Origin of the sequence: Burkholderia sp. BCC1047 (genome assembly GCF_902833155.1) — a bacterium.
GTDB classification, from domain to species: Bacteria; Pseudomonadota; Gammaproteobacteria; order Burkholderiales; family Burkholderiaceae; genus Burkholderia; species Burkholderia sola.
Genome location: NZ_CADFEH010000020.1, coordinates 1 through 19,208, shown reverse-complemented (window position 1 = coordinate 19,208; position 19,208 = coordinate 1). Strand labels below are relative to the sequence as shown.

Here is a 19,208-nt window from a genome sequence, read left to right as displayed (position 1 = left end):
CGCGCCGCGGCGATGACGTGCCCATTGATCCGACTGTCGAGGAAGCTTTCGTGCTCACGTCCCTGATCCGGCGCGCACCGGCCGCGTCGTCGTGGCGCGCCGCATGCCGCCAGGCCCGCGCGCTGATCGTCTGCGCGCTGCTGCCGCTCGCCGCGTGCGCGACGCATCCGCCCGCCACCTCGCTCGATCGCCCCGTCTCGCACGCGTTGTCGGCAGATACCGCGACACCGTTGCACGCTGCGCTGGCCGCGCCGGAAGCCGCGCATCCGGGGCAGTCGGGCTTCCGGCTGCTGGCCGACGGCGCCACCGCGTTGCAGATGCGCATCGCGCTCGCGCGGGCGGCGACGAAGACGCTCGACATGCAGTACTACATCGCGACCGAGGATACGACCGGCAAGCTGCTGCTCGGCGCGGCGCTGTACGCGGCCGATCGCGGCGTGCGCGTGCGGATGCTGGTCGACGACCTGAACTTCGACGATATCGACCGCGTGATGGCTGCGCTCAATACGCACCAGAACATCGAGATCCGCGTGTTCAACCCGTTCGGCGCATCGCAGCGCGGCGTGGTCGAGCGCACGGCCAACTTCTTCACGCGGATCGACAGCTTCACGCGCCGGATGCACAACAAGGCGATGATCGCGGACAACCAGCTCGCGATCGTCGGCGGCCGCAATCTCGGCGACGAATACTTCAGTGCGAGCCCGACGCTCCAGTTCCGCGATCTCGACGTGCTGGCGGCCGGCCCCGTGACCCACGACATCTCGAAGAGCTTCGACGAATACTGGGCGAGCGCGAGCAGCTATCCGTTGCGGGTGCTCAATCATCAGAAGTTCGATCCGAAGGATCTCGACGCGATGCGCGACGAGTTGCGCGACCACTGGCGCAAGAATGCCGATCCGTACAACGCGAAGCCGCTGAACGCGACGCCGCTCGCACGGCAGATCGCACGCGACGAACTCGAACTCGTGTGGGCGCCGGCCGAATTCAAGGTCGATGCGCCGACCAAGGTCGCGCGGCCGACCGGCACCTACGTGAGCCCGCCGATGCAGCGCCTGGCGGAGCTGACGCGCGGCGCGCAGAAGGAATTCCTCGCGTTTTCGCCGTACTTCGTGCCGCACGACGCCGGCGTGAAGATTCTCGGCGATACGGCCGCGCGCGGCGTGCGCGTCGCGATCGTCACGAATTCGCTCGCGGCGACCGATGCGGTCGCGGTGCAGGCCGGCTATGCGCCGTACCGCGTGCCGCTGCTGCAGCGCGGCGTCGAGCTGTACGAATTCAAGTCGCAGCCCGACCAGCAGCCCGCGCGGCTGTTCGGGTCGCGCTCGCGCGCGAGCCTGCATGCGAAGGCGTACGTGATCGACCGGCAAATCCTCGTGATCGGCTCGCTGAACCTCGATCCGCGTTCCGCGTACCTGAACACCGAGCTCGCGCTCGTGATCCACAGCCCGGTGCTCGCGCAGCAGGCCGCGGCCATCTTCGCGCGCGTGACGCAGCCGGACGAAAGCTACCGCGTCACGCTCGCGAAGCGGACCGACGGCAGCCCGCCCGCGCTCGAATGGACGGGCACCGAAGGCGGCCAGACGACCACCTATCACGTCGACCCGCATGCGGGGCTGCTGCGCAACGTGATGACGGGCATCTTCACGCTGCTGCCGGTCGACGACCAGTTGTAAGGGCGGGAACGGCTCCGGCAAAACCCGCGATACCGGTGCGCGGGGAAAGATGATATGGTTGTGCGCGCAACGATATGCGTATCGTGAAGGGCGCCGGCGGATCGCACAATGCGGGCCGGAACGGTGCGCCGCACATGCCCGATACGCGGCGCACGCATCGCTTGCGGCGCCGGCAGATGAGGACGATGCGCAGCGCCGCTCGCCGTGGCCGCGCGCCGCCGCAACCGGAGTTCCCCATGCAACGTGTACCGAACCAGCCGTTCACGCGCCCCGCGCGCTTCGCCGAAACCGAATGGCAGGCGCGTGTGCAGCTCGCGGCCGCCTACCGCATCTTCGATTATCTGGGCTGGACCGAGCTGATCTACAACCATATCTCGCTGCGCGTGCCGGGCGACGACGGTCATTTCCTGATCAATCCGTTCGGGCTCCATTACCGCGAGGTGTGCGCGTCGAACCTCGTGAAGATCGACATCGACGGCAACGTGATCGGCCATTCCGACTGGCCGATCAATCCGGCCGGTTTCACGTTCCACAGCGCGATCCATGCGGCGCTGCCCGATGCGCACTGCGTGATGCACGTGCACACGACGCCGACGATGGCCGTGTGCTGTTCGCGCGACGGGCTGTCGTTCTCGAATTTCTATTCGGCGCAGCTGTACGGGAAGATCGCGTATCACGACTTCGAGGGCATCACCGTGCATCTCGAGGAAGGCCGGCGCATCGTCGACAGCGCGGGCGGGCGGCCCGTGCTGCTGCTGCGCAACCACGGGCCCGTGACGATCGGCGCGACGCTCGCGCAGACGTTTTCGCTGATGTGGCTGCTCAACCGTGCGTGCGAGGTGCAGGTCGCGACGCAGGCGATCGGCGATGCGCTGCCGATTGCGCCGCCCGTGCTCGAAGGGTGCGTGCGCGATTCGCTGAATTTCGACCCGAAGCACGGCGCGGGGCAGGACGCGTTCGACGCGCTGCAGCGGATCGTCGACCGGATCGATCCGGGTTACCGCGCGTGACGCGGACGGCGCCGGTGCGCGCGCCCGTCAGAACCGGTAGCCGAGGCCGGCCTGGATCACGTCGGTGTCGCGGTCGTAGCGCGTGACCACGCGGTTCCATGTGATGCGCGTGAGCCAGCGCTCGGAGAGCCGGTAACTGGCCGAGATCGACACGATGCCGGACAGGCGGCCGTCGCCCGGGCCCGGCCGGCCTTCGCGATTGCGCTGGTTGACGGTGAAATATGCGCCGGCGCCGGCCGACAGCGCGAGCTTGTCGTTCAGGAACGCGCGCGTGAGCCACAGCTCGGACGCGATCCCGTTGCGGCGGACCGCCTGCTTCGCACCTTCGTACATCCACGTCGCGGTCCAGTCGATCGAACGCGTGAGGCCGCGCCGGTATTCGACGCTGCCGCCGAGCGTCGACGGCGACGAGCGGCTGTTGAGAATCGTCTCGCCGAGCATCGCGGTGACCTCGTTGTGCGTGACCTGGCGCGTGCGCGGCAGTGCGGTGTCGCGCGGGCCCGGCGTGTCGGGCGCATCGAGCTGGTAGCCGATGCCGAACATCACCGACGTCGTGTCGGGGCCGCTGAACACCTGCGCGCGGTTGACCTGAAGCTGCGCGATCCAGCGGTGCGACGTGTAGTACGCGGCGCGCACGCTCATCAGCACGCCCCAGCCATGCGTGTTCGAATAACTGCGCGAGTCACTGCCGCCTGCGCCGGCCGGCACCGTGTCGAAGTAGCGATACGGGCCCGCGCCGGCCGACAGCACCAGCCGGCGATGCTCGAGCGGCATGCGGCCCAGAACTGCACCGCCTGGCCATCGCGGTGGTGATTCGGAATATGGCCTTCGTTGTACCACGTGAAGCCGAGCGCGGTATGCGCGCTCAAGCCTTCCTGGTAATCGAACGCCCACGAATACGTGCGCTGCCCGCCGCCCCACAGCGGGCCGGCGAACAGCGAGAACTCCTGCGCGTCGACGGGCGCGCCGTAGAGGGCGGCGACGGAGCAGAGACTCGCCAGCAGCGGTCGAGCAAGGACGGGGCGGGTCGGGCAGGGCATCGGGAGACGGGCCGGCACGGTTCACTTTCCAGTCACGACAACACGCGGTCATTGTCCTGCGCGGGAAAACACGTGTCGACCCGGGTTCGCGCAATAACGTATTACCGGTATCGGGACAACATGCGGGATACGCGGTCGGGTCCGGGCAACCGTCGGTACGCGCGTCGATCGCGACTTGAGCGAGACGAAAAACGATTCGCGATGCTTGATATTCCGCAAAGAGGCATTCGCGCGCGGCATGCTGCGTGTCGCCAACGATGCGCAAAAAAAACGCGGCCGGGCGGCCGCGTGAATACTCGCAGACTCCTTCGGACGAAGGAAACAAGCAACTGTGAAACGAAGTGTAGCGGAAGGCCGCGCACGGATTCAGCGGGCACGCTGCAAAGGTGTCTTCCAGGTTTCGGCAGGCTGCCCGGATCGACCGCAATCGACTACCATCCAGTGACGCGCCGCCGCCCGGGCGGCGTACCACGTCGTACAAGGAGAATCCATGCTCAAGCTGCGTTTGCTCCAGGTCGCGTTATTCGCGGGTGTGCTGGCCGCCGGCAGCGCCGCTGCCGAAACGGTGCGCCTGTCCGCCAACCTGCAGCCGTCGAGCGAAGTGCCGCCGACGGCGACCAAGGGCTCGGGCGCCGTCGCCGCCACCTACGACACGGCCACCCGCATGCTGCAGTGGACGGTCACGTACGAACACCTCACGGGGCCGGCCACGGCCGCGCATTTCCACGGGCCCGCGCCGGTCGGCCAGAACGCCGGCGTGCAGGTGCCGATCCCGAAGGACGAGCTGGCGAGCCCGATCAAGGGTTCGAAGGCGCTCACCGACGAGCAGGTCACCGACCTGATGGGCGGCAGGTGGTACTTCAACATTCATACGAAGGAACACCCGTCGGGCGAGATCCGCGGGCAGATGATGCCGGCGAACTGAGCGCCGGCGTTTGGCGTAGAGGCACCTGTCGAGCGACGCGGGAGCGTTCGCACGTACCATCGTCACATTGCGATGACGGAGTGTGTCCGATGAGTTGGCAAAGCAAGTTCGCCTGCTGGCTGCTGCGCTGGCAGTTTCGTCCGGAAACCACGCGCGAGGTGCTCGACCCCGCGCGTGCCCGGCGCTTTACCGACCTGCGGATGATCGTGCCGCGCCGGCCGCCGTCGGGCTACCGGCTGCGCCAGTGTTACGGCCCGGGCGACGCGCCGCTGCGCGGCGAATGGCTCGAGCGCACCGACTCGAGCTCGGCGCGCGAGCCCGGCCGCACGCTGCTGTATTTCCATGGCGGCGGCTACTACTTCTGTTCGACGAAAACCCATCGGCCGCTGGTGTTCGGGCTGACGAAACGCGCGGGCGTGCGTTCTTTCTCGCTCGACTATCGGCTCGCGCCCGAAAACCGCTTCCCGGCCGCGCTCGACGATGCGCTCGCCGCGTACCGGCAACTGCTGGCGCTCGGCACGCCGCCCGAGTCGATCGTGTTCGGCGGCGATTCGGCGGGCGGCGGCCTCGCGCTCGCGACGCTCGTCGCGCTGCGCGATCGCGGCGAGCCGCTGCCGGCCGGCGCGATCCTGTTCTCGCCGTGGACGGACCTGGCCGGCACCGGCGACACGATGCGCAGCAACGACGGCCACGACCCGATGTTCGCGGCCGCCGCGCTGCCGAAGGCCGCGAAGCTGTATCTCGGCGACGCGCCGGCGACGCATCCGTACGCGTCGCCGCTCCATGCGGACTTCGCGGGCTTGCCGCCGCTATACATCCAGGTCGGCAGCACCGAAGTGCTGCTCGACGATTCGCGCCGCGTCGCCGACAAGGCGAAGGCGGCCGGCGTTCAGGTGGAAATCGAGGTGTGGCCCGACATGCCGCACGTGTGGCAGCTGTACGCGCCGATGGTGCCGGAAGCGCGCGATGCGCTCGACCGCGCGGCCGCGTTCGTGCGCCGTGTCGCGGTCGAGCGCGCGGTTCAGCGTGCGGGCGAGGCGTCGATCGTCTGATAGGCGGCCTTGACGGCCACCGAACCGTACTTGCGTTCGAGTCGGCGCACGGTGAAGTGGCCGTGCGCCATCTGCTGGAAGTGGTCGATGAACAGCGTGTTCACGGTCGCGCCGAGCACGGCGCCGATCGCCGGAATCGACTTCGCGGCCATCTGCTCGGTCACCTGCACCGAGAAGCGCGACGCCACCGTCTGCACGAGCTTGAACACGGCCGCCGAGCTGTGCGCGGCGATGCCTTTGGCCGTGATGTCCGACGACGCCTTCGAGATCGCCTGCGCGAGCGCGCCGCGCAGCACGAAATAGCCGAGATCGGCGTCCTCCTCCTGCTTGTCCGGGTTGCCGCCCATGCCGAGCACGGCCAGGCATTGCAGCTGCGTATCGACCGACGTCAGGTCCTCGCCTTCGCTGCGTGCGATGTCGCATACCGAGCGGAAGATCAGCGTGGTCGTCACCGGCAGCTCGACCGGCAGCGCGAGAAAGCCGAACGCGCCGCCCGCCGCGCCGGTCGTCGCGACCGCGAGCTTGTGCAGCAGGTTGCTCGGCTTCTCGGGTTCGGCGTCCGGCGCCTGCGGCTTGCCGAGCGTGCGCAGCGCGATGTTCAGGCACTTGCGCAGCGCGAGCTGCGTCGCATCGTTGATCTTGCCGGTCGCGAAGTCCGGCAGCCGCGCGATCATTTTCTCGACCGGCGCGCCGAGCACGCCCGTCAGCTTCATCGTCAGCGACGGGCTTTCCAGCACCTGCTTCGCGCGCCGCAGCGCGTCCCGATCCTCCGGCGACAGCGTCGCGGCGGGGGAAATTGAAATCGGTTCCATCTCTCTCCTTGGCGTGAACGGGCCCTGAACCCATCGCCAGCCTAGATTACTCCGGCGTGCTAGAATTTTGAGATTCTTTGACCCGGCAAAAGTTGCGTCGACAAAAAATGGCCGTCCATACTGCCGCCCACCATTCGAGCGGGCAAGTCCTGCCGTTCCGCGAATCGCTGCTCGCGATGATCGGGATCTCGTTCGTCACCATGCTGGTCGCGCTGGACCAGACGGTCGTCGGCACCGCGCTGCCGACCATCGTCGCCGAACTCCGCGGCTTCGACCTGTACGCGTGGGTCGCGACCTCGTATCTGCTCAGTTCCGTGATCACGGTGCCGATCTTCGGCCGGCTCGGCGACTATTACGGCCGCAAGCCGTTCGTGATCGCGTCGATCGTCGTGTTCACCGGCGCGTCGGTGCTGTGCGGGATGGCCAACGACATGCTGTCCCTCGTGCTCGCACGCGGGCTGCAGGGGATCGGCGGCGGGATGCTGGTCGGCACCGCGTTCGCATGCATTCCCGACCTGTTTCCCGATTCCGTCGTGCGGCTGCGCTGGCAGGTGCTGATGAGCTCGGCGTTCGGCATCGCGAACGCGGTCGGCCCGTCGCTCGGCGGCTTCCTGACCCAGTCGTTCGGCTGGCGTTCGGTGTTCTACGTGAACCTGCCGATCGGCATCCTGTCGTTGATCTTCGTGTGGCGCTACCTGCCGCATCTGCGCCACGTCGAGCATGATCGCAAGATGCGGCTCGACTGGCCGGGCGCGCTCCTGATCGCGCTGTCGCTCGGTGCGCTGCAGCTGTTCGTCGAATGGCTGCCGAAGTACGGCGTCGCGAGCTGGGCGTCGCTGCTGCTCGTCGTCGCGGTCGCGGCGGGCATCGGCCTGTGGCACTGGGAGAAGCGCTGCGCGCAGCCGATTCTGCCGTTCGACATGTTCGGCAACCGCGCGCTGTCCGCGCTGTTCGTGCTCGCGATCCTTGCCGGTTTCTCGATGTTCTCGCTGCTGTTCTACGCGCCGCTGCTGTTCCAGGGCGGCTTCGGGATGTCGCCGAAGGAGGCGGGGCTCGTGATCACGCCGCTCGTCGTGTTCATCACGATCGGCAGCATCATGAACGGTCGCGTCATCACGCGCATTCGCAACCCGAACACGATGCTGCACGTCGGCTTCGTGCTGTTCGCCATCGCGTGCGCGGGCATCGTCGTGTCCACCCACGCGACGCCGGCCTGGATGCTGATGGCGCTGATGGTCGCGGGCGGCATCGGGCTCGGCTTCGTGCTGCCGAACCTGACCGTGTTCGCACAGCAGACGGCCGGCCGCGAGCATCTCGGCATCGCGACGGCGCTCTTGCAGTCGCTGCGGATGGTCGGCGGGATGCTCGGCACCGCGCTCACCGGCACGCTCGTCAATCAGATGTATTCGGGCGGCGTGCGCAATGCGCTGTCGGCCGACCAGGCGATGCAGTGGCACGCGCGGCTCGCCGATCCGCAGATCCTGATCGATCGCGCGGCGCAGGGCGGTCTCGTCGCGGAGTTGACGCGTGCCGGGCATAATGGCGCGCTGCTGCTGGAAGCGGCCCGCGAATCGCTGGTCGGCGCGATTCACCTGGGCGTCGCGATGGCGGCGGTCGTCGCCGTGGTGTCGGTGTGGCAGTGCCGTCGCGTGCCGCCGATCGCGCTGCGGCGCAAGATCGAACCGCACGTCGCGGCCGATTGACCGATCGGGCGAGCGATTCGACGACTCAACGATTCACCGGAACGAAATCAGCGCATGGAAGAACAGGACCGCGTCGCGATCTTGCAGCAATTCGGACGCACGTATCGCGCATTCATGACCGCGTTCGAGGCGCACGTCGGGCAGCCGATGCCGCGCTGGCGCATCATGGTCGCGCTGCACACGATGGACGGGCATGCGTCGCAGAAGAAGCTCGTCGAGGTGCTGCGCATCGATCCGGGCGCGCTCACGCGCCAGTTGAAGTCGCTCGACGCGCTCGGCTGGATCGAGCGCGAATCGGACGCGCGCGACAACCGCGTGACCAACGTCACGCTGACGGACGCAGGGCGCGCCGCGTTCGACGCATGCCTGCCGCGCCGCAAGGCGTTTCTCGAACAGACGATGGCGCAGTTGCCGGACGACGTGCTGAATGCGCTGTCGGGCGCGCTCGCGATGCTGGAGTCGCGGATCGCGGACGTCGGATCGACGCCGGCGTCTCCCTGAAGGGTAGGCAGGGAAGCCGCAACAAGCATCAGGAGGCGGCACGAAAGGCGCGCGCCCCGGCGATCGTGGCCGGCGCGGCAAGCGGGCCGAACGTGCCCGCCGCCGGCCGGCTTTCACTTCAACTCATCTCACGTCGTTCACAGCTCGATGCGCGTGCCGAGCAACGCGAGGAACTGCGCGAGCCACGCCGGATGCGCGGGCCACGCGGGCGCGGTGACGAACGGCGCGTCGGTGACGGCCGCGTCGACCGGGATGTCCGCGTATTCGCCGCCCGCGAGCTTCACCTCCGGCGCGCAGGCCGGGTACGCCGAAATGCGCTTGCCGCGGATCACGTCGGCGGCCGCGAGCAGTTGCGCCGCGTGGCAGATCGCCGCGATCGGCTTGCCGGCTTCGGCGAACTCGCGCACGAGCGAAATCACCTTCGGATCGAGTCGCAGGTATTCGGGCGCACGGCCGCCCGCGATCGCGAGCGCGTCGTAGCGCGCCGCATCGACGTCGTCGAATGCCGCATTCAGCGTGAAGTGGTGACCGGGCTTCTCGGTGTAGGTCTGGTCGCCCTCGAAATCGTGGATCGCGGTCTTGATCTTGTCGCCCGCGCGCTTGCCCGGGCAGACTGCATCGACGTGATGGCCGACGGCCTGCAGCGCCTGGAACGGCACCATCGTTTCGTAGTCTTCGGCGAAATCGCCGGTCAGGAACAGGATCTTCTTCGCGGCCATGGCTTTCTCCAGTGAAGCAGCGTTGAAGGCCCGATCGCGCCGTGCATGACGGCCGCGGCGGGCCCCGAGGACGAAAGCGCAGTGTACTCCGGCCGATTGAAGCGCGCGTGACGGCCGCCGCGCGCGAGCGGCGGGGCGGCATCGCGCGCGGCATGCGTCAGAAGAAGGTTTCGACGACTTCCGTCACGCGGAACTGCGGATCGAGCACGAGCACCTGGCGCCACTTGTCGAACGTCAGGCACGGGTGCGAGATGTCGAACGCGACCATGTCGCCGACCTTCACGTCCGCGCCCGGCGGGATCTGCAGGTACGCGTGCTGGTCCATCATCCCGGTGACGGCCCAGCCTTCGGCGGCGGCGACGTCGCGCGGCGCGGTGTCGCGGCCCGGCCGGAAGTGGCGCGCCGGTTCGGGCAGGCCCGCGTCGAACGCCGCATCGCGCTTGCCGAGCGCGACGATCGCGCGGTCGGCTTCCGGCACCGACTGCACGTACGCCCACAGCTGCAGCGCCGGCAGCAGCCCTTCGCCCATCGAGCGGGCGATCGGGTTGCGCGCGAACACGTCGGTCTGCGCTTTCTTGTAGATGCCGACGTCGTGCGTCAGATAGCAGCCCGGACGCAGCACGACTTCCGCGAAGCCCGCGTCGGATGCCTTCCTGAATTCTTCCGCGACCACGTCGTACCACGCCGAACCGGCGCCGGACAGGATCGCCGGCGTGCGCGCGAAGCGGCCGGCTTCGGCCAGCTCGCGCGTGAGCGCGACCGCCTGCTGCAGGAACGCGCGGATCTCGCCTTCCTCTTTCAGCACGCCTTCATAGAGCTCGATGCCCGCCAGCTTCAGCGTGTCCGGATAGCGCGCGATCGCGGCCAGCACGGCCTCGCGCTGCGCGGCATCGCGCACGCCCGCGCGGCCGCCCGGCACGCCGAGCTCGATCAGCACGTTCAGCGATTTCTTCGCGTCGCCGAAGAAGCGGCCGAGCTGGTCGACGCTCTCCGCTGAATCGACGAGACAGAAGAATTCGAAATCGGGATCGGACAGCAGCCCCGAGATGATCGTCATGTTCTGGCGGCCGACCAGCTGGTTCGCGAGCAGCACGCGCCGCACGCCGCCGTGATACGCGGCCTGCGTCTGGTGCGCGGTCGCGAGCGTGATGCCCCATGCGCCGGCGTCGAGCTGGCGGCGGAACAGTTGCGGCGCCATCGTCGTCTTGCCGTGCGGCGCGAACTTGACGCCGTATTGCTGCACGAACGCCTGCATCCAGTTCAGGTTGTGCTCGACGCGATCCTCGTAAAGCACGGCGGCCGGCAGGCTGACGTCTTCCGCGAGCAGGTTCCATTCGAGCCGGCCGGCGTCGCCGAGCGGCACGCTCGCGCTCGGCACATTGCCCAGGCCCTTGCCGAACGGATCGATCGTCGCTTCCTGATAGTTTGTAACTTTCATGTCATCCCGCTCCATCATCACTATGCATTGCACTGAAGTTGACATGCAGATGGTACAGAAAGTAGCATCGGCGCGGTGATGTTATTTAATAACATCAAGTCCCGCACCCTTTCCGTCGATGAACACGCCCGCTTCCCCGTCCGCTCCGTTTGCCGCCGAGCCTCATCCGGCTCAGGCTGCCCCGCCGGTCCTCGACATCGTCGCGCGGATCGCCGAGTGCGCGCCCGAGCTGCGCGAAGCCGAGCGCAAGGTCGCCGCGTTCATCCTCGCCGATCTGGCGCGCGCCGCGCATGCGAGCATCGGCGCGCTCGCACGCGATGCGGAGGTCAGCGTCGCGACGGTCACGCGCTTCGCGAAGGCCGTCGGGTGCCGCGACGTGCGCGAGCTGAAGGTGCTCGTCGCGCAGGCGGCGGCCGTCGGCCAGCGTTTCCTGGTGCCGTCCGACGACGTGCCGGCCGACGACGCGAGCCCCGCATCGATGGTCTACGACGAGATTCGCGTCGCGCTCGCGCACAACCACCAGCTGCTGCGCAACACGTCGTTCGACGCGGCGGCCGAACTGCTCGCCGGCGCGAAGATGACCTACGTGTACGGGCAGGGCGGCGGCTCGACCGCGCTGGCCGACGAGCTGCGCTTCCGGCTCGTGCGCTTCGGCCGGCCGGTCGCGAGCTACCAGGACAGCCTGCTGCAGCGGATGGTGGCCGCGACGCTGTCGGGCGACACCGTCGTCGTCGCGTTGTCGGTGAGCGGGCGCGTGCCCGAGCTGCTCGAAAGCTGCCGGCTCGCGAAGCGCTACGGCGCGAAGCTGATCGCGATCACCGCGCCGGCGTCGCCGCTCGCGAAGCTCGCCGACCACCTGATTCCCGTCGTCGCGTTCGAAACCGATTTCATCTACAAGCCGTCGACCTCGCGCTACGCGATGATGATGGCGATCGACGTGCTCGTCACCGGCGTCGCATTGCGGCTCGGCGATGCGGGCCGGGAATCGCTGCGCCGCATCAAACACGCCCTCGATGCGCACCGCGGCGGCGGCGACCGTCAACCGGTAGGAGACTGACCATGCATTCGCATCCCGAAGCGGCCGATACGCTGATCGTCGGCGCGCAACTGTACGACGGCACCGGCGCACCGCCCGTCACGCGCGACGTCGCGATCCGCAACGGCCTGATCGCGGCGATCGGCAACCTGTCGAACTGGCTCGCCGAGAACGTCGTCGACGCGAACGGCCGTGCGCTCGCGCCGGGTTTCGTCGACGTGCACACGCACGACGACACGCACGTGATCCGCGCGCCGGAGATGATCCCGAAGATCTCGCAGGGCGTGACGACCGTGATCGTCGGCAACTGCGGGATCAGCGCATCGCCGGTGACGCTTGCCGGCGATCCGCCCGACCCGATGAACCTGCTCGGCGAGCGCGGCGCGTTCCGGTACCCGACCTTCGCCGCTTACGTCGCGGCCGTGAACGCTGCGCGCCCGGCCGTGAACGTCGCGGCGCTCGTCGGCCATACGGCGCTGCGCAACAACCAGATGGACCGCCTCGACCGCGCGGCGACCGACGGCGAGATCGCCGGCATGCGCGCGCAGCTCGAAGAGGCGCTCGCGAACGGCGCGCTCGGGCTGTCGTCGGGTCTCGCCTACGGCTCCGCGTTCGCGGCGCCGGCCGAGGAAGTGATGGCGCTCGCCGAGCCGCTCGCGAAGGCGGGCGCGCTGTACACGACGCACATGCGCACCGAGTTCGACGCGATCCTCGACGCGATGGACGAGGCCTATCGCGTCGGCCGCCACGCGCAGGTGCCGGTCGTGATCTCGCACCTGAAGTGCGCGGGCCCGTCGAACTGGGGGCGCAGCACCGAGGTGCTCGCGTCGCTCGAAGGCGCGCGCCGCTACCAGCCGGTCGGCTGCGACTGCTATCCGTACAGCCGCAGTTCGTCGACGCTCGACCTGAAGCAGGTGACGGGCGACATCGACATCACGATTACGTGGTCGGAGCCGCATCCGGAAGTCGCGGGCAAGCTGCTGAAGGCGATCGCGGCCGACTGGGGCGTGAGCGAGCAGGAAGCCGCGCAGCGCATCCGCCCGGCCGGCGCCGTGTACCACAACATGTCCGAGGACGACGTGCGCCGGATCCTGTCGCATCCGGCGACGATGGTGGGCTCGGACGGCCTGCCGAACGATCCGCTGCCGCATCCGCGGCTGTGGGGCGCGTTCCCGCGCGTGCTCGGCCATTACGTGCGCGACACCAACCTGCTGCCGCTCGAGGAGGCGATCCGCAAGATGACGTCGCTGTCCGCGCGGCGCTACGGGATCGCGAAGCGCGGCGAGGTGCATGTCGGCTACCACGCGGATCTCGTGCTGTTCGATCCGGCGAGCGTGATCGACGCCGCGACGTTCGAGAAGCCGCAACAGCCCGCGCACGGGATCGATGCCGTGTGGGTGAACGGCGTGCTGACTTATGAAAAAGGCCAGCCGACCGGCGAGCGCGCCGGCGGTTTCGTCGCGCGCGGCGAGCGCGTGCCGGCCAGTGCCGATGCGGCGTTCTGAACGCGGCGGGTGTTCCGATCTTCCGTGCGTGCCGCTATCGGCGCGCGCATCCGTAACCGAAATGTGAGGAGTGAAACGATGAAGCGATATGGCGTAGGCGAAGCGAAGGGGACCGGCGGCCAGGTGATGCCGTTCGCGCGTGCGGTCGAGGCCGACGGCTGGCTGTACGTGTCGGGCCAGACGCCGATGGTGAACGGCGAGGTCGTCGAAGGCGGGATCGTCACGCAGTCGAAGCAGACGATCGAGAACGTGATCGCGATCCTGAAGGAAGCCGGCTACGGCCTCGAGCACGTCGTGCGCTGCGGCGTGTGGCTCGACGACGCGCGCGATTTCGCGTCGTTCAACAAGGTGTTCGTGTCGTACTTCGGCGAGAACCCGCCGGCCCGCGCGTGCGTGCAGTCGAGCATGGTCATCGACTGCAAGGTCGAGGTCGATTGCATCGCTTACAAGCCGCCGGTGAAGTAACGCGGCGAGGGCGGAAGCTGTACAACAAGGCCGGTGCATTGATGTGCACCGGCCTTGTTGCATTTGGCGGAGTTGATGCGAGGGCGAGTTGCTGGGCGGAGCGCGTTCAAACTCGGTTGAAGTGCGGACGAGCGGCACCGGAACTTTGCATTGTGTAACGAAGTTTCCCAATGAACGTCAACGAGACGCACCTGTCCGAGCGGGCTGCGACAGCGAGACGCAGATGCATGGCGCGATTCGCCGGGTACAACCGCCTTTCAATCCAGAGGGCGAGGTGTTTTGATGGAAAACGTGCGTTGGAATGAAATCGAGGCCTTCGTCAGAGCAGAGGTAGGGCTTGGCAAATCGACGCCCTTGTCCGCCGCCACGAGGCTTTGGGAGGATCTTGGCCAGACCGGCGACGAGGCCAACGATTTCATGGGTCGCTTTTTCGAACGTTTTTCCGTCGATGCCGGCGACTTCGATTTTCACCGGTATTTCCTGATGGAGGGCGAAGGGGGCTTCTATTCGTTGTTCCGCCGATGGGCGCTCCGAAAACCGCACACGCTCGAACGGGAACCGATCACGCTGGCGGTGCTGTACCGCGCAGCGATTGAACGGAAATGGGATGCGCGGCAACTGACCGAACTATCGTGAAGAGTCGAGTGAGCAGGTGCGCATGACTTCCGGAGAACTGAACGTAGGCGGTAGGCGGAAAGCTCAAGGCGATATACCGTAATCAAACCGGAGGGTGTTGGATGTTGTCGATTGATTCCAGCGGGATGGTTGTGACTCCGCGCGTAGTGCGGGCCAGAAAAATCCAAATTTGAGCGCGGTGCGATGCAGAGGATTAGTGGGATTGTCGTCCATCAAACAGGTGGTTCAACTGCGGCTTCTGCGCTCAGCAGCTATCAGAATGCGTCGGCCACTGGCGCGCATTTTCTGATTGAAAAAGATGGAACGATTTATCAGACCGCATCTTTGAAGAAGCAGACTTGGCATGTTGGTCGAATCAAGGCGCGCTGTGTTGCCGAAATGCGTTGCACGCCCGTCGAACTGGAGCAACTTCGCCGTTTTGACCCGCGTGGGGAAGACCGGCGGGAGATGCGCAAGGCGGTCCCGGACCGTTACCCTTCCAATACGGACAGCATTGGCGTGGAATTGGTCGGTGAAGCTCTGCCACTCAATGAACCCAACCCTGATCGACGAACCTACGTCGCGGCGCCGGAAGCTCAGAACGATTCGTTGCGATGGCTCATCCACGCCCTTTCGGTAACGCTACGTGTTCCGGTGACAGAGGTTTTTCGTCACCCGGTAGTATCGCGAAAGAACCGGACGGAGGCGGCGAGAGTGCAATGGTGATTCGGATCGCAGTTTTGATGTTGGCGCTCGCGCTCAGCCACAGTGCGGTTGCGGGCACGCTGTCCAATAGGGTATCGCCTGGCGGCGCGCTACCCATTGTCGTGCCGGAGTCAGTCGAAATCGTCAGGAACGGTGCGTGGTCGGCTGACATCAGCGGGGACGAAACGGCGGATATGTGTCGTACGTTCGTTCTTCGGCGTGCGGATGTCAGCGCATTTTTCAAGCGTGCGGGCCGCGTAACAGAACGGGCGTACAGCCATGACCTGGACGCCGCGCGTTGCTATGCCGAAGGCGAAGCGCGGCTAGCGGGTGGTGGCGCGGCGAAATGGAGGATAGACCAGGCAAGGCGAGGCTTCATTTCCCTGCCCGATGGTCGAACAATCTACCTGTATTGTCCGAAGTGCCGGGCCGACGTATTCGCACCGAATTAGCGAAGCGCGCCTTCCGCAAGCGAGCAGTGTTGGCGGACCGAAAATGTCCGCCAACCCACTCATTCACTGCCGCCCCGTCCGTGCGTTATCCGGCATCGGCTGGTTGTAATTCGTGCGGAACGGGTTGATGTCGAGCCCGCCGCGGCGCGTATAGCGCGCATACACCGCGAGCTTCACCGGTTTGCACGCATGCAGGATGTCGAGGAAGATCCGCTCGACGCACTGCTCGTGAAAGCCCGTGTGATTACGGAACGAGATGATGTAGCGCAGCAGCCCCGCATGGTCGATCTGCGGCCCGACGTAATGGATCTGCACGCTGCCCCAGTCGGGCTGGCCGGTGACCGGGCAGTTCGAGCGCAGCAGGTCGGACACGAGCGTCTCCTCGACCGGCGCTTCGTTCTCGCCGTCGGCGGCCGACAGCAGCGACGGATCGGGCTCGTACACGTCGGTGTCGAGGTCGAGCCGGTCGAGCGACAACCCGTCGAGCTCGTCCATCTGCAGCTTGCGGAAATCGTGCGCCGACACCAGCTGCACCGATACGCTCGCGCCGCACGCGGCCGATACGTCGCGCTTCAGCACGTCGCGCACCGCGTCGACCGAGTCGAACTTCGACTGCGCGAACGAACCGAGATACAGCTTGAACGACTTCGATTCGACGATGTTCGGCGATTCGGCCGGCACGTAGAACGTCGCGATCGCGACCTGCGGCTTGCCGCGCGCGTTGAGCCACGACAGCTCGTACGCGTTCCAGATGTCGGTGCCGAAGAACGGCAGCGCCGACGTGATGCCGAGCTGCTCGCGCGCGCCGGCGCGCGGGATCGGGAACAGCAGCGACGCGTCGTACTGCGCCGCGTAGACGGTGGCCTTGCCGAGCGGGGAATGTTCGGGATTCATCGTGTGACGCCTTTACGACAGGAAGAGGCGGTAAGCCGGGTTGGCGCTCTCTTCGACATACGGATAGCCGAGCGCCGCGAGGAAGCGTTCGAACTCGGCACGATCGGCCTGCGGCACCTGCAGCCCGACGAGGATCGAGCTGTAGTCCGCACCCTGGTTGCGGTAGTGGAACAGGCTGATGTTCCAGTCCGGCGCCATCGACGACAGGAACTTCATCAGCGCGCCCGGCCGTTCCGGGAATTCGAAGCGGAACAGGCGCTCGTCGAGCGCGAGCGGCGAGCGGCCGCCGACCATATAGCGGATGTGTTCCTTCGACAGCTCGTCGTGCGTCAGGTCGACGCTCTTGAAGCCGTGCGACTCGAAGTTCGCGGCGATCTCCGCCGATTCGCCGCGGCGCTTGATCTGCACGCCGACGAAGATGTGCGCGGATTGCGCATCGGCGATCCGGTAGTTGAACTCGGTGACGTTGCGATCGCCGACCAGCGAGCAGAAGCGCTTGAAGCTGCCGCGTTCCTCGGGGATCGTGACCGCGAACACCGCTTCGCGCGCCTCGCCGACCTCCGCGCGCTCGGCGACGAAGCGCATCCGGTCGAAATTCATGTTCGCGCCGGACGTGACCGCGACCAGCGTCTGGTTTTCGATGCCTTCGCGTTCCGCGTACAGCTTCGCCCCCGCGACCGCGAGCGCGCCGGACGGCTCGAGCACGCTGCGCGTGTCCTGGAACACGTCCTTGATCGCCGCGCACAGCGCGTCGGTGTTGACCGTCACGACACCGTCGAGGAATTCGCGGCACAGCCGGAAGGTTTCCTCGCCGACGAGCTTCACCGCGGTGCCGTCCGCGAACAGGCCGACTTCGCTCAGCTCGATGCGCTCGCCCGCGTCCAGCGACTGCGCCATCGCGCACGAATCCTCGGCCTGCACGCCGATCACCTTGATCTCCGGGCGCACCGCCTTCACGTACGCGGCGACGCCGGACGCGAGCCCGCCGCCGCCGATCGGCACGAAGATCGCGTGGATCGGACCCTGGTGCTGACGCAGGATCTCCATCGCGATCGTGCCCTGGCCGGCGATCACGTACGGATCGTCGAACGGGTGGACGAACGTGAGGTCGCGCTCCTGCTGCACCTTGACCGCGTGCGCGTACGCATCGCTGTACGATTCGCCCGCCTGGATCACCTCGACGCTCGGGCCGCCGTGCGCGCGCACCGCGTCGACCTTCACCTGCGGCGTCGTGACCGGGACGACGATCACGGCCTTGACGCCCATCCGGGCCGCCGAGAACGCGACGCCCTGCGCGTGGTTGCCGGCCGACGCCGTAATCACGCCGCGCGCGAGCGCGTCCGTCGGAATGTGCGCCATCTTGTTGTACGCGCCGCGCAGCTTGAACGAGAACACCGGCTGGTTGTCCTCGCGCTTCAGGTAAACGGCGTTGCGCAGCCGGGCCGACAGGTTGCGGGCCGGTTCGAGTTCCGTCTCGATCGCGACGTCGTAGACGCGCGCGGTGAGGATTTTCTTCAGGTAATCGTGGGATGCCATGGGCGCTCGCGTGCAGTTCGGATGCAGACGGTAAAGGGTCAATGATAGCGCCAAGGGTCCGCCCGCACGCAAGCGGCATGTCGGGCGGGCGGTCGCGTGCGCGGGCGGGCGGGGCCTCCGCGCCGCCGGGCGCCGCTTTTTACCGGCGCGCTTTACCGGTTTAACCGCACGGTTACCGACCGGACGGACGGCGAATGGTCGGACGAAACCGCGCCGAAGCCCGCCCGGCGCGGCTCGCGGCGATAGCCCCACGACCTGTCCGGCGTGTCACGGGCTGCCCGATCATGGGTTAGAATTCCGTTTTGAATCAAGGATTCGGAAGATGCAGAGGCACCCACGGATCGCACCGTTGAAGCCGACGCCGCGCGCAGCCAGCCCCGCGGCCGAACGGCATGCGCGCCGCGCGCGATCGTGCTGATGGTCCCGAGTGCCGCCAGGCCCTGTCGCCGGCCAGGAGGGGCGAGTCGCCCGCTCCGGCCCCATGAAGGACAGCCGCGCGCCTGGTAACAGAACAGATTTCCCCAAGATTGCGCCCACGCGCTTGCCGACGCCCGTGCACGGGATATCGGCCCTCCGAGTCGTCCGAACATGAACGCACCACAAGTTTTCGATCCGCATGGCGCGGCCGCCGCCGTCGCCGCCGACCCCGCGCCCCGCTTGCGCGAGATTCCCTACAACTACACGTCCTTCTCGGATCGCGAGATCGTGATCCGCCTGCTCGGCGAAGAGGCGTGGGCGGTGCTCGACGAACTGCGCGCCGAGCGCCGCACGGGCCGCTCGGCACGGATGCTGTATGAAGTGCTCGGCGACATCTGGGTCGTGCGCCGCAACCCGTATCTGCAGGACGACCTGCTCGACAACCCGAAACGCCGCGCGCTGCTGATCGAGGCGCTGAACCACCGCCTGACCGAGATCGGCAAGCGCCGCAGCGCGGATCTCACCGCGCACCGCGACGACGCCGGCCGCGAACGCGCGTCGCGCGTCGAGATGCTCGAAACCGCCGCGCAGCGCGCGGTCAACGAATTCGCTGACGAATTCGACAAGATGGCCGAGCTGCGCCGTCGCGCGACCAAGGCGCTCGGCCGCTGCACGCAGAAGGACAACATCCGCTTCGACGGGCTGTCGCG

Annotated in this window: 18 protein-coding genes and 1 pseudogene; 13 read left to right on the top strand and 6 right to left on the bottom strand. The window is 67.2% G+C overall.

The features are described from left to right. Positions 1-50 precede the first annotated feature (50 nt). Both HWX55_RS20555 and HWX55_RS20550 read left to right on the top strand, forming a co-directional pair. Positions 51-1,673 (top strand): phospholipase D family protein, encoded by a 1,623-nt coding sequence (locus HWX55_RS20555; RefSeq protein WP_175977087.1) that lies wholly within the window; start codon positions 51-53, stop codon positions 1,671-1,673. A gap of 236 nt (positions 1,674-1,909) precedes the next feature. Continuing rightward, positions 1,910-2,683, top strand: coding sequence for a class II aldolase/adducin family protein (locus HWX55_RS20550; RefSeq protein WP_175977086.1), 774 nt, complete (start codon positions 1,910-1,912; stop codon positions 2,681-2,683). Between the two features lie 27 nt (positions 2,684-2,710). Here the strand turns inward: HWX55_RS20550 and HWX55_RS20545 are convergent. Next, positions 2,711-3,723: pseudogene (locus tag HWX55_RS20545) on the bottom strand (hypothetical protein). 490 nt (positions 3,724-4,213) lie between these two features. On the opposite strand from HWX55_RS20545, the gene HWX55_RS20540 reads away from it, so the two are divergent. Continuing rightward, entirely contained in the window at positions 4,214-4,648 is a 435-nt protein-coding gene (locus tag HWX55_RS20540; protein WP_175977085.1) for a CHRD domain-containing protein, read from the top strand. A gap of 89 nt (positions 4,649-4,737) precedes the next feature. Next, positions 4,738-5,700 (top strand): alpha/beta hydrolase, encoded by a 963-nt coding sequence (locus tag HWX55_RS20535; protein ID WP_175977084.1) that lies wholly within the window; start codon positions 4,738-4,740, stop codon positions 5,698-5,700. On the opposite strand, the gene HWX55_RS20530 is transcribed toward HWX55_RS20535, so the two are convergent. After that, positions 5,670-6,512, bottom strand: coding sequence for an EcsC family protein (locus tag HWX55_RS20530; protein ID WP_124557572.1), 843 nt, complete (start codon positions 6,510-6,512; stop codon positions 5,670-5,672). The two genes, HWX55_RS20535 and HWX55_RS20530, sit on opposite strands and share 31 nt — an antisense overlap. 107 nt (positions 6,513-6,619) lie before the next feature. On the opposite strand from HWX55_RS20530, the gene HWX55_RS20525 reads away from it, so the two are divergent. Beyond that, complete coding sequence (locus HWX55_RS20525; RefSeq protein WP_175977083.1) at positions 6,620-8,215, top strand: MDR family MFS transporter; 1,596 nt, start codon at positions 6,620-6,622, stop codon at positions 8,213-8,215. A gap of 54 nt (positions 8,216-8,269) precedes the next feature. Next, positions 8,270-8,716 carry a MarR family transcriptional regulator gene (locus tag HWX55_RS20520; protein WP_124557571.1) on the top strand — a complete coding sequence of 149 codons (447 nt, stop codon included), beginning with the start codon at positions 8,270-8,272 and terminating at the stop codon, positions 8,714-8,716. A 137-nt stretch (positions 8,717-8,853) separates the two neighbouring features. On the opposite strand, the gene HWX55_RS20515 is transcribed toward HWX55_RS20520, so the two are convergent. Together HWX55_RS20515 and HWX55_RS20510 are read right to left on the bottom strand one after the other, a co-directional pair. Beyond that, positions 8,854-9,435, bottom strand: coding sequence for a DJ-1/PfpI family protein (locus HWX55_RS20515; RefSeq protein ID WP_089435629.1), 582 nt, complete (start codon positions 9,433-9,435; stop codon positions 8,854-8,856). Between the two features lie 157 nt (positions 9,436-9,592). Next, complete coding sequence (locus tag HWX55_RS20510) at positions 9,593-10,873, bottom strand: amino acid deaminase (protein ID WP_175977082.1); 1,281 nt, start codon at positions 10,871-10,873, stop codon at positions 9,593-9,595. Between the two features lie 118 nt (positions 10,874-10,991). Here HWX55_RS20510 and HWX55_RS20505 point away from each other — a divergent pair, with 118 nt between their 5' ends. The 6 genes from HWX55_RS20505 (at position 10,992) to HWX55_RS20480 (ending at position 15,651) form a co-directional block, all read left to right on the top strand. Beyond that, positions 10,992-11,930 carry a MurR/RpiR family transcriptional regulator gene (locus HWX55_RS20505; RefSeq protein ID WP_175977081.1) on the top strand — a complete coding sequence of 313 codons (939 nt, stop codon included), beginning with the start codon at positions 10,992-10,994 and terminating at the stop codon, positions 11,928-11,930. A 2-nt stretch (positions 11,931-11,932) separates the two neighbouring features. Continuing rightward, a complete protein-coding gene (locus HWX55_RS20500) occupies positions 11,933-13,414 on the top strand; it encodes a D-aminoacylase (RefSeq protein ID WP_175977080.1) in 1,482 nt (493 codons plus the stop codon). A 78-nt stretch (positions 13,415-13,492) separates the two neighbouring features. Continuing rightward, positions 13,493-13,879: a RidA family protein gene (locus HWX55_RS20495; protein WP_050016655.1), complete on the top strand. Its 387-nt coding sequence runs from the start codon at positions 13,493-13,495 to the stop codon at positions 13,877-13,879. A gap of 282 nt (positions 13,880-14,161) precedes the next feature. Next, positions 14,162-14,515, top strand: a complete 354-nt coding sequence (locus HWX55_RS20490) for a DUF1493 family protein (RefSeq protein ID WP_175977079.1) — start codon at positions 14,162-14,164, stop codon at positions 14,513-14,515. A 183-nt stretch (positions 14,516-14,698) separates the two neighbouring features. Then, positions 14,699-15,220, top strand: coding sequence for a peptidoglycan recognition family protein (locus HWX55_RS20485; protein WP_175977078.1), 522 nt, complete (start codon positions 14,699-14,701; stop codon positions 15,218-15,220). After that, complete coding sequence (locus HWX55_RS20480) at positions 15,214-15,651, top strand: hypothetical protein (protein ID WP_175977077.1); 438 nt, start codon at positions 15,214-15,216, stop codon at positions 15,649-15,651. The genes HWX55_RS20485 and HWX55_RS20480 overlap by 7 nt, the downstream gene beginning before the upstream one ends. Before the next feature lie 63 nt (positions 15,652-15,714). On the opposite strand, the gene queF is transcribed toward HWX55_RS20480, so the two are convergent. Further along, on the bottom strand, positions 15,715-16,545 hold the full coding sequence (gene queF / locus HWX55_RS20475; RefSeq protein WP_175977076.1) for an NADPH-dependent 7-cyano-7-deazaguanine reductase QueF: 831 nt from the start codon (positions 16,543-16,545) through the stop codon (positions 15,715-15,717). A gap of 12 nt (positions 16,546-16,557) precedes the next feature. Further along, positions 16,558-18,081, bottom strand: a complete 1,524-nt coding sequence (gene ilvA / locus HWX55_RS20470) for a threonine ammonia-lyase, biosynthetic (RefSeq protein ID WP_124453573.1) — start codon at positions 18,079-18,081, stop codon at positions 16,558-16,560. 588 nt (positions 18,082-18,669) lie between these two features. Between ilvA and HWX55_RS20465 the strand changes: the two genes are divergently transcribed. Next, positions 18,670-19,208, top strand: a 539-nt coding sequence (locus tag HWX55_RS20465; RefSeq protein ID WP_175977075.1) for a DUF3683 domain-containing protein, incomplete at its 3' end; no start/stop codon positions are given.

Excerpts from the sequence above, each read along its gene's own strand:
- queF (WP_175977076.1), bottom strand. The coding sequence starts at position 16,545 with ATGAATCCCGAACATTCCCCGCTCGGCAAGGCCACCGTCTACGCGGCG.
- HWX55_RS20550 (WP_175977086.1), top strand. The coding sequence starts at position 1,910 with ATGCAACGTGTACCGAACCAGCCGTTCACGCGCCCCGCGCGCTTCGCC.
- HWX55_RS20520 (WP_124557571.1), top strand. The coding sequence starts at position 8,270 with ATGGAAGAACAGGACCGCGTCGCGATCTTGCAGCAATTCGGACGCACG.
- HWX55_RS20525 (WP_175977083.1), top strand. The coding sequence starts at position 6,620 with ATGGCCGTCCATACTGCCGCCCACCATTCGAGCGGGCAAGTCCTGCCG.
- HWX55_RS20515 (WP_089435629.1), bottom strand. The coding sequence starts at position 9,435 with ATGGCCGCGAAGAAGATCCTGTTCCTGACCGGCGATTTCGCCGAAGAC.
- HWX55_RS20500 (WP_175977080.1), top strand. The coding sequence starts at position 11,933 with ATGCATTCGCATCCCGAAGCGGCCGATACGCTGATCGTCGGCGCGCAA.
- HWX55_RS20490 (WP_175977079.1), top strand. The coding sequence starts at position 14,162 with ATGGAAAACGTGCGTTGGAATGAAATCGAGGCCTTCGTCAGAGCAGAG.
- HWX55_RS20485 (WP_175977078.1), top strand. The coding sequence starts at position 14,699 with ATGCAGAGGATTAGTGGGATTGTCGTCCATCAAACAGGTGGTTCAACT.
- HWX55_RS20540 (WP_175977085.1), top strand. The coding sequence starts at position 4,214 with ATGCTCAAGCTGCGTTTGCTCCAGGTCGCGTTATTCGCGGGTGTGCTG.
- HWX55_RS20510 (WP_175977082.1), bottom strand. The coding sequence starts at position 10,873 with ATGAAAGTTACAAACTATCAGGAAGCGACGATCGATCCGTTCGGCAAG.
- HWX55_RS20480 (WP_175977077.1), top strand. The coding sequence starts at position 15,214 with ATGGTGATTCGGATCGCAGTTTTGATGTTGGCGCTCGCGCTCAGCCAC.
- HWX55_RS20530 (WP_124557572.1), bottom strand. The coding sequence starts at position 6,512 with ATGGAACCGATTTCAATTTCCCCCGCCGCGACGCTGTCGCCGGAGGAT.
- HWX55_RS20535 (WP_175977084.1), top strand. The coding sequence starts at position 4,738 with ATGAGTTGGCAAAGCAAGTTCGCCTGCTGGCTGCTGCGCTGGCAGTTT.
- ilvA (WP_124453573.1), bottom strand. The coding sequence starts at position 18,081 with ATGGCATCCCACGATTACCTGAAGAAAATCCTCACCGCGCGCGTCTAC.
- HWX55_RS20505 (WP_175977081.1), top strand. The coding sequence starts at position 10,992 with ATGAACACGCCCGCTTCCCCGTCCGCTCCGTTTGCCGCCGAGCCTCAT.
- HWX55_RS20495 (WP_050016655.1), top strand. The coding sequence starts at position 13,493 with ATGAAGCGATATGGCGTAGGCGAAGCGAAGGGGACCGGCGGCCAGGTG.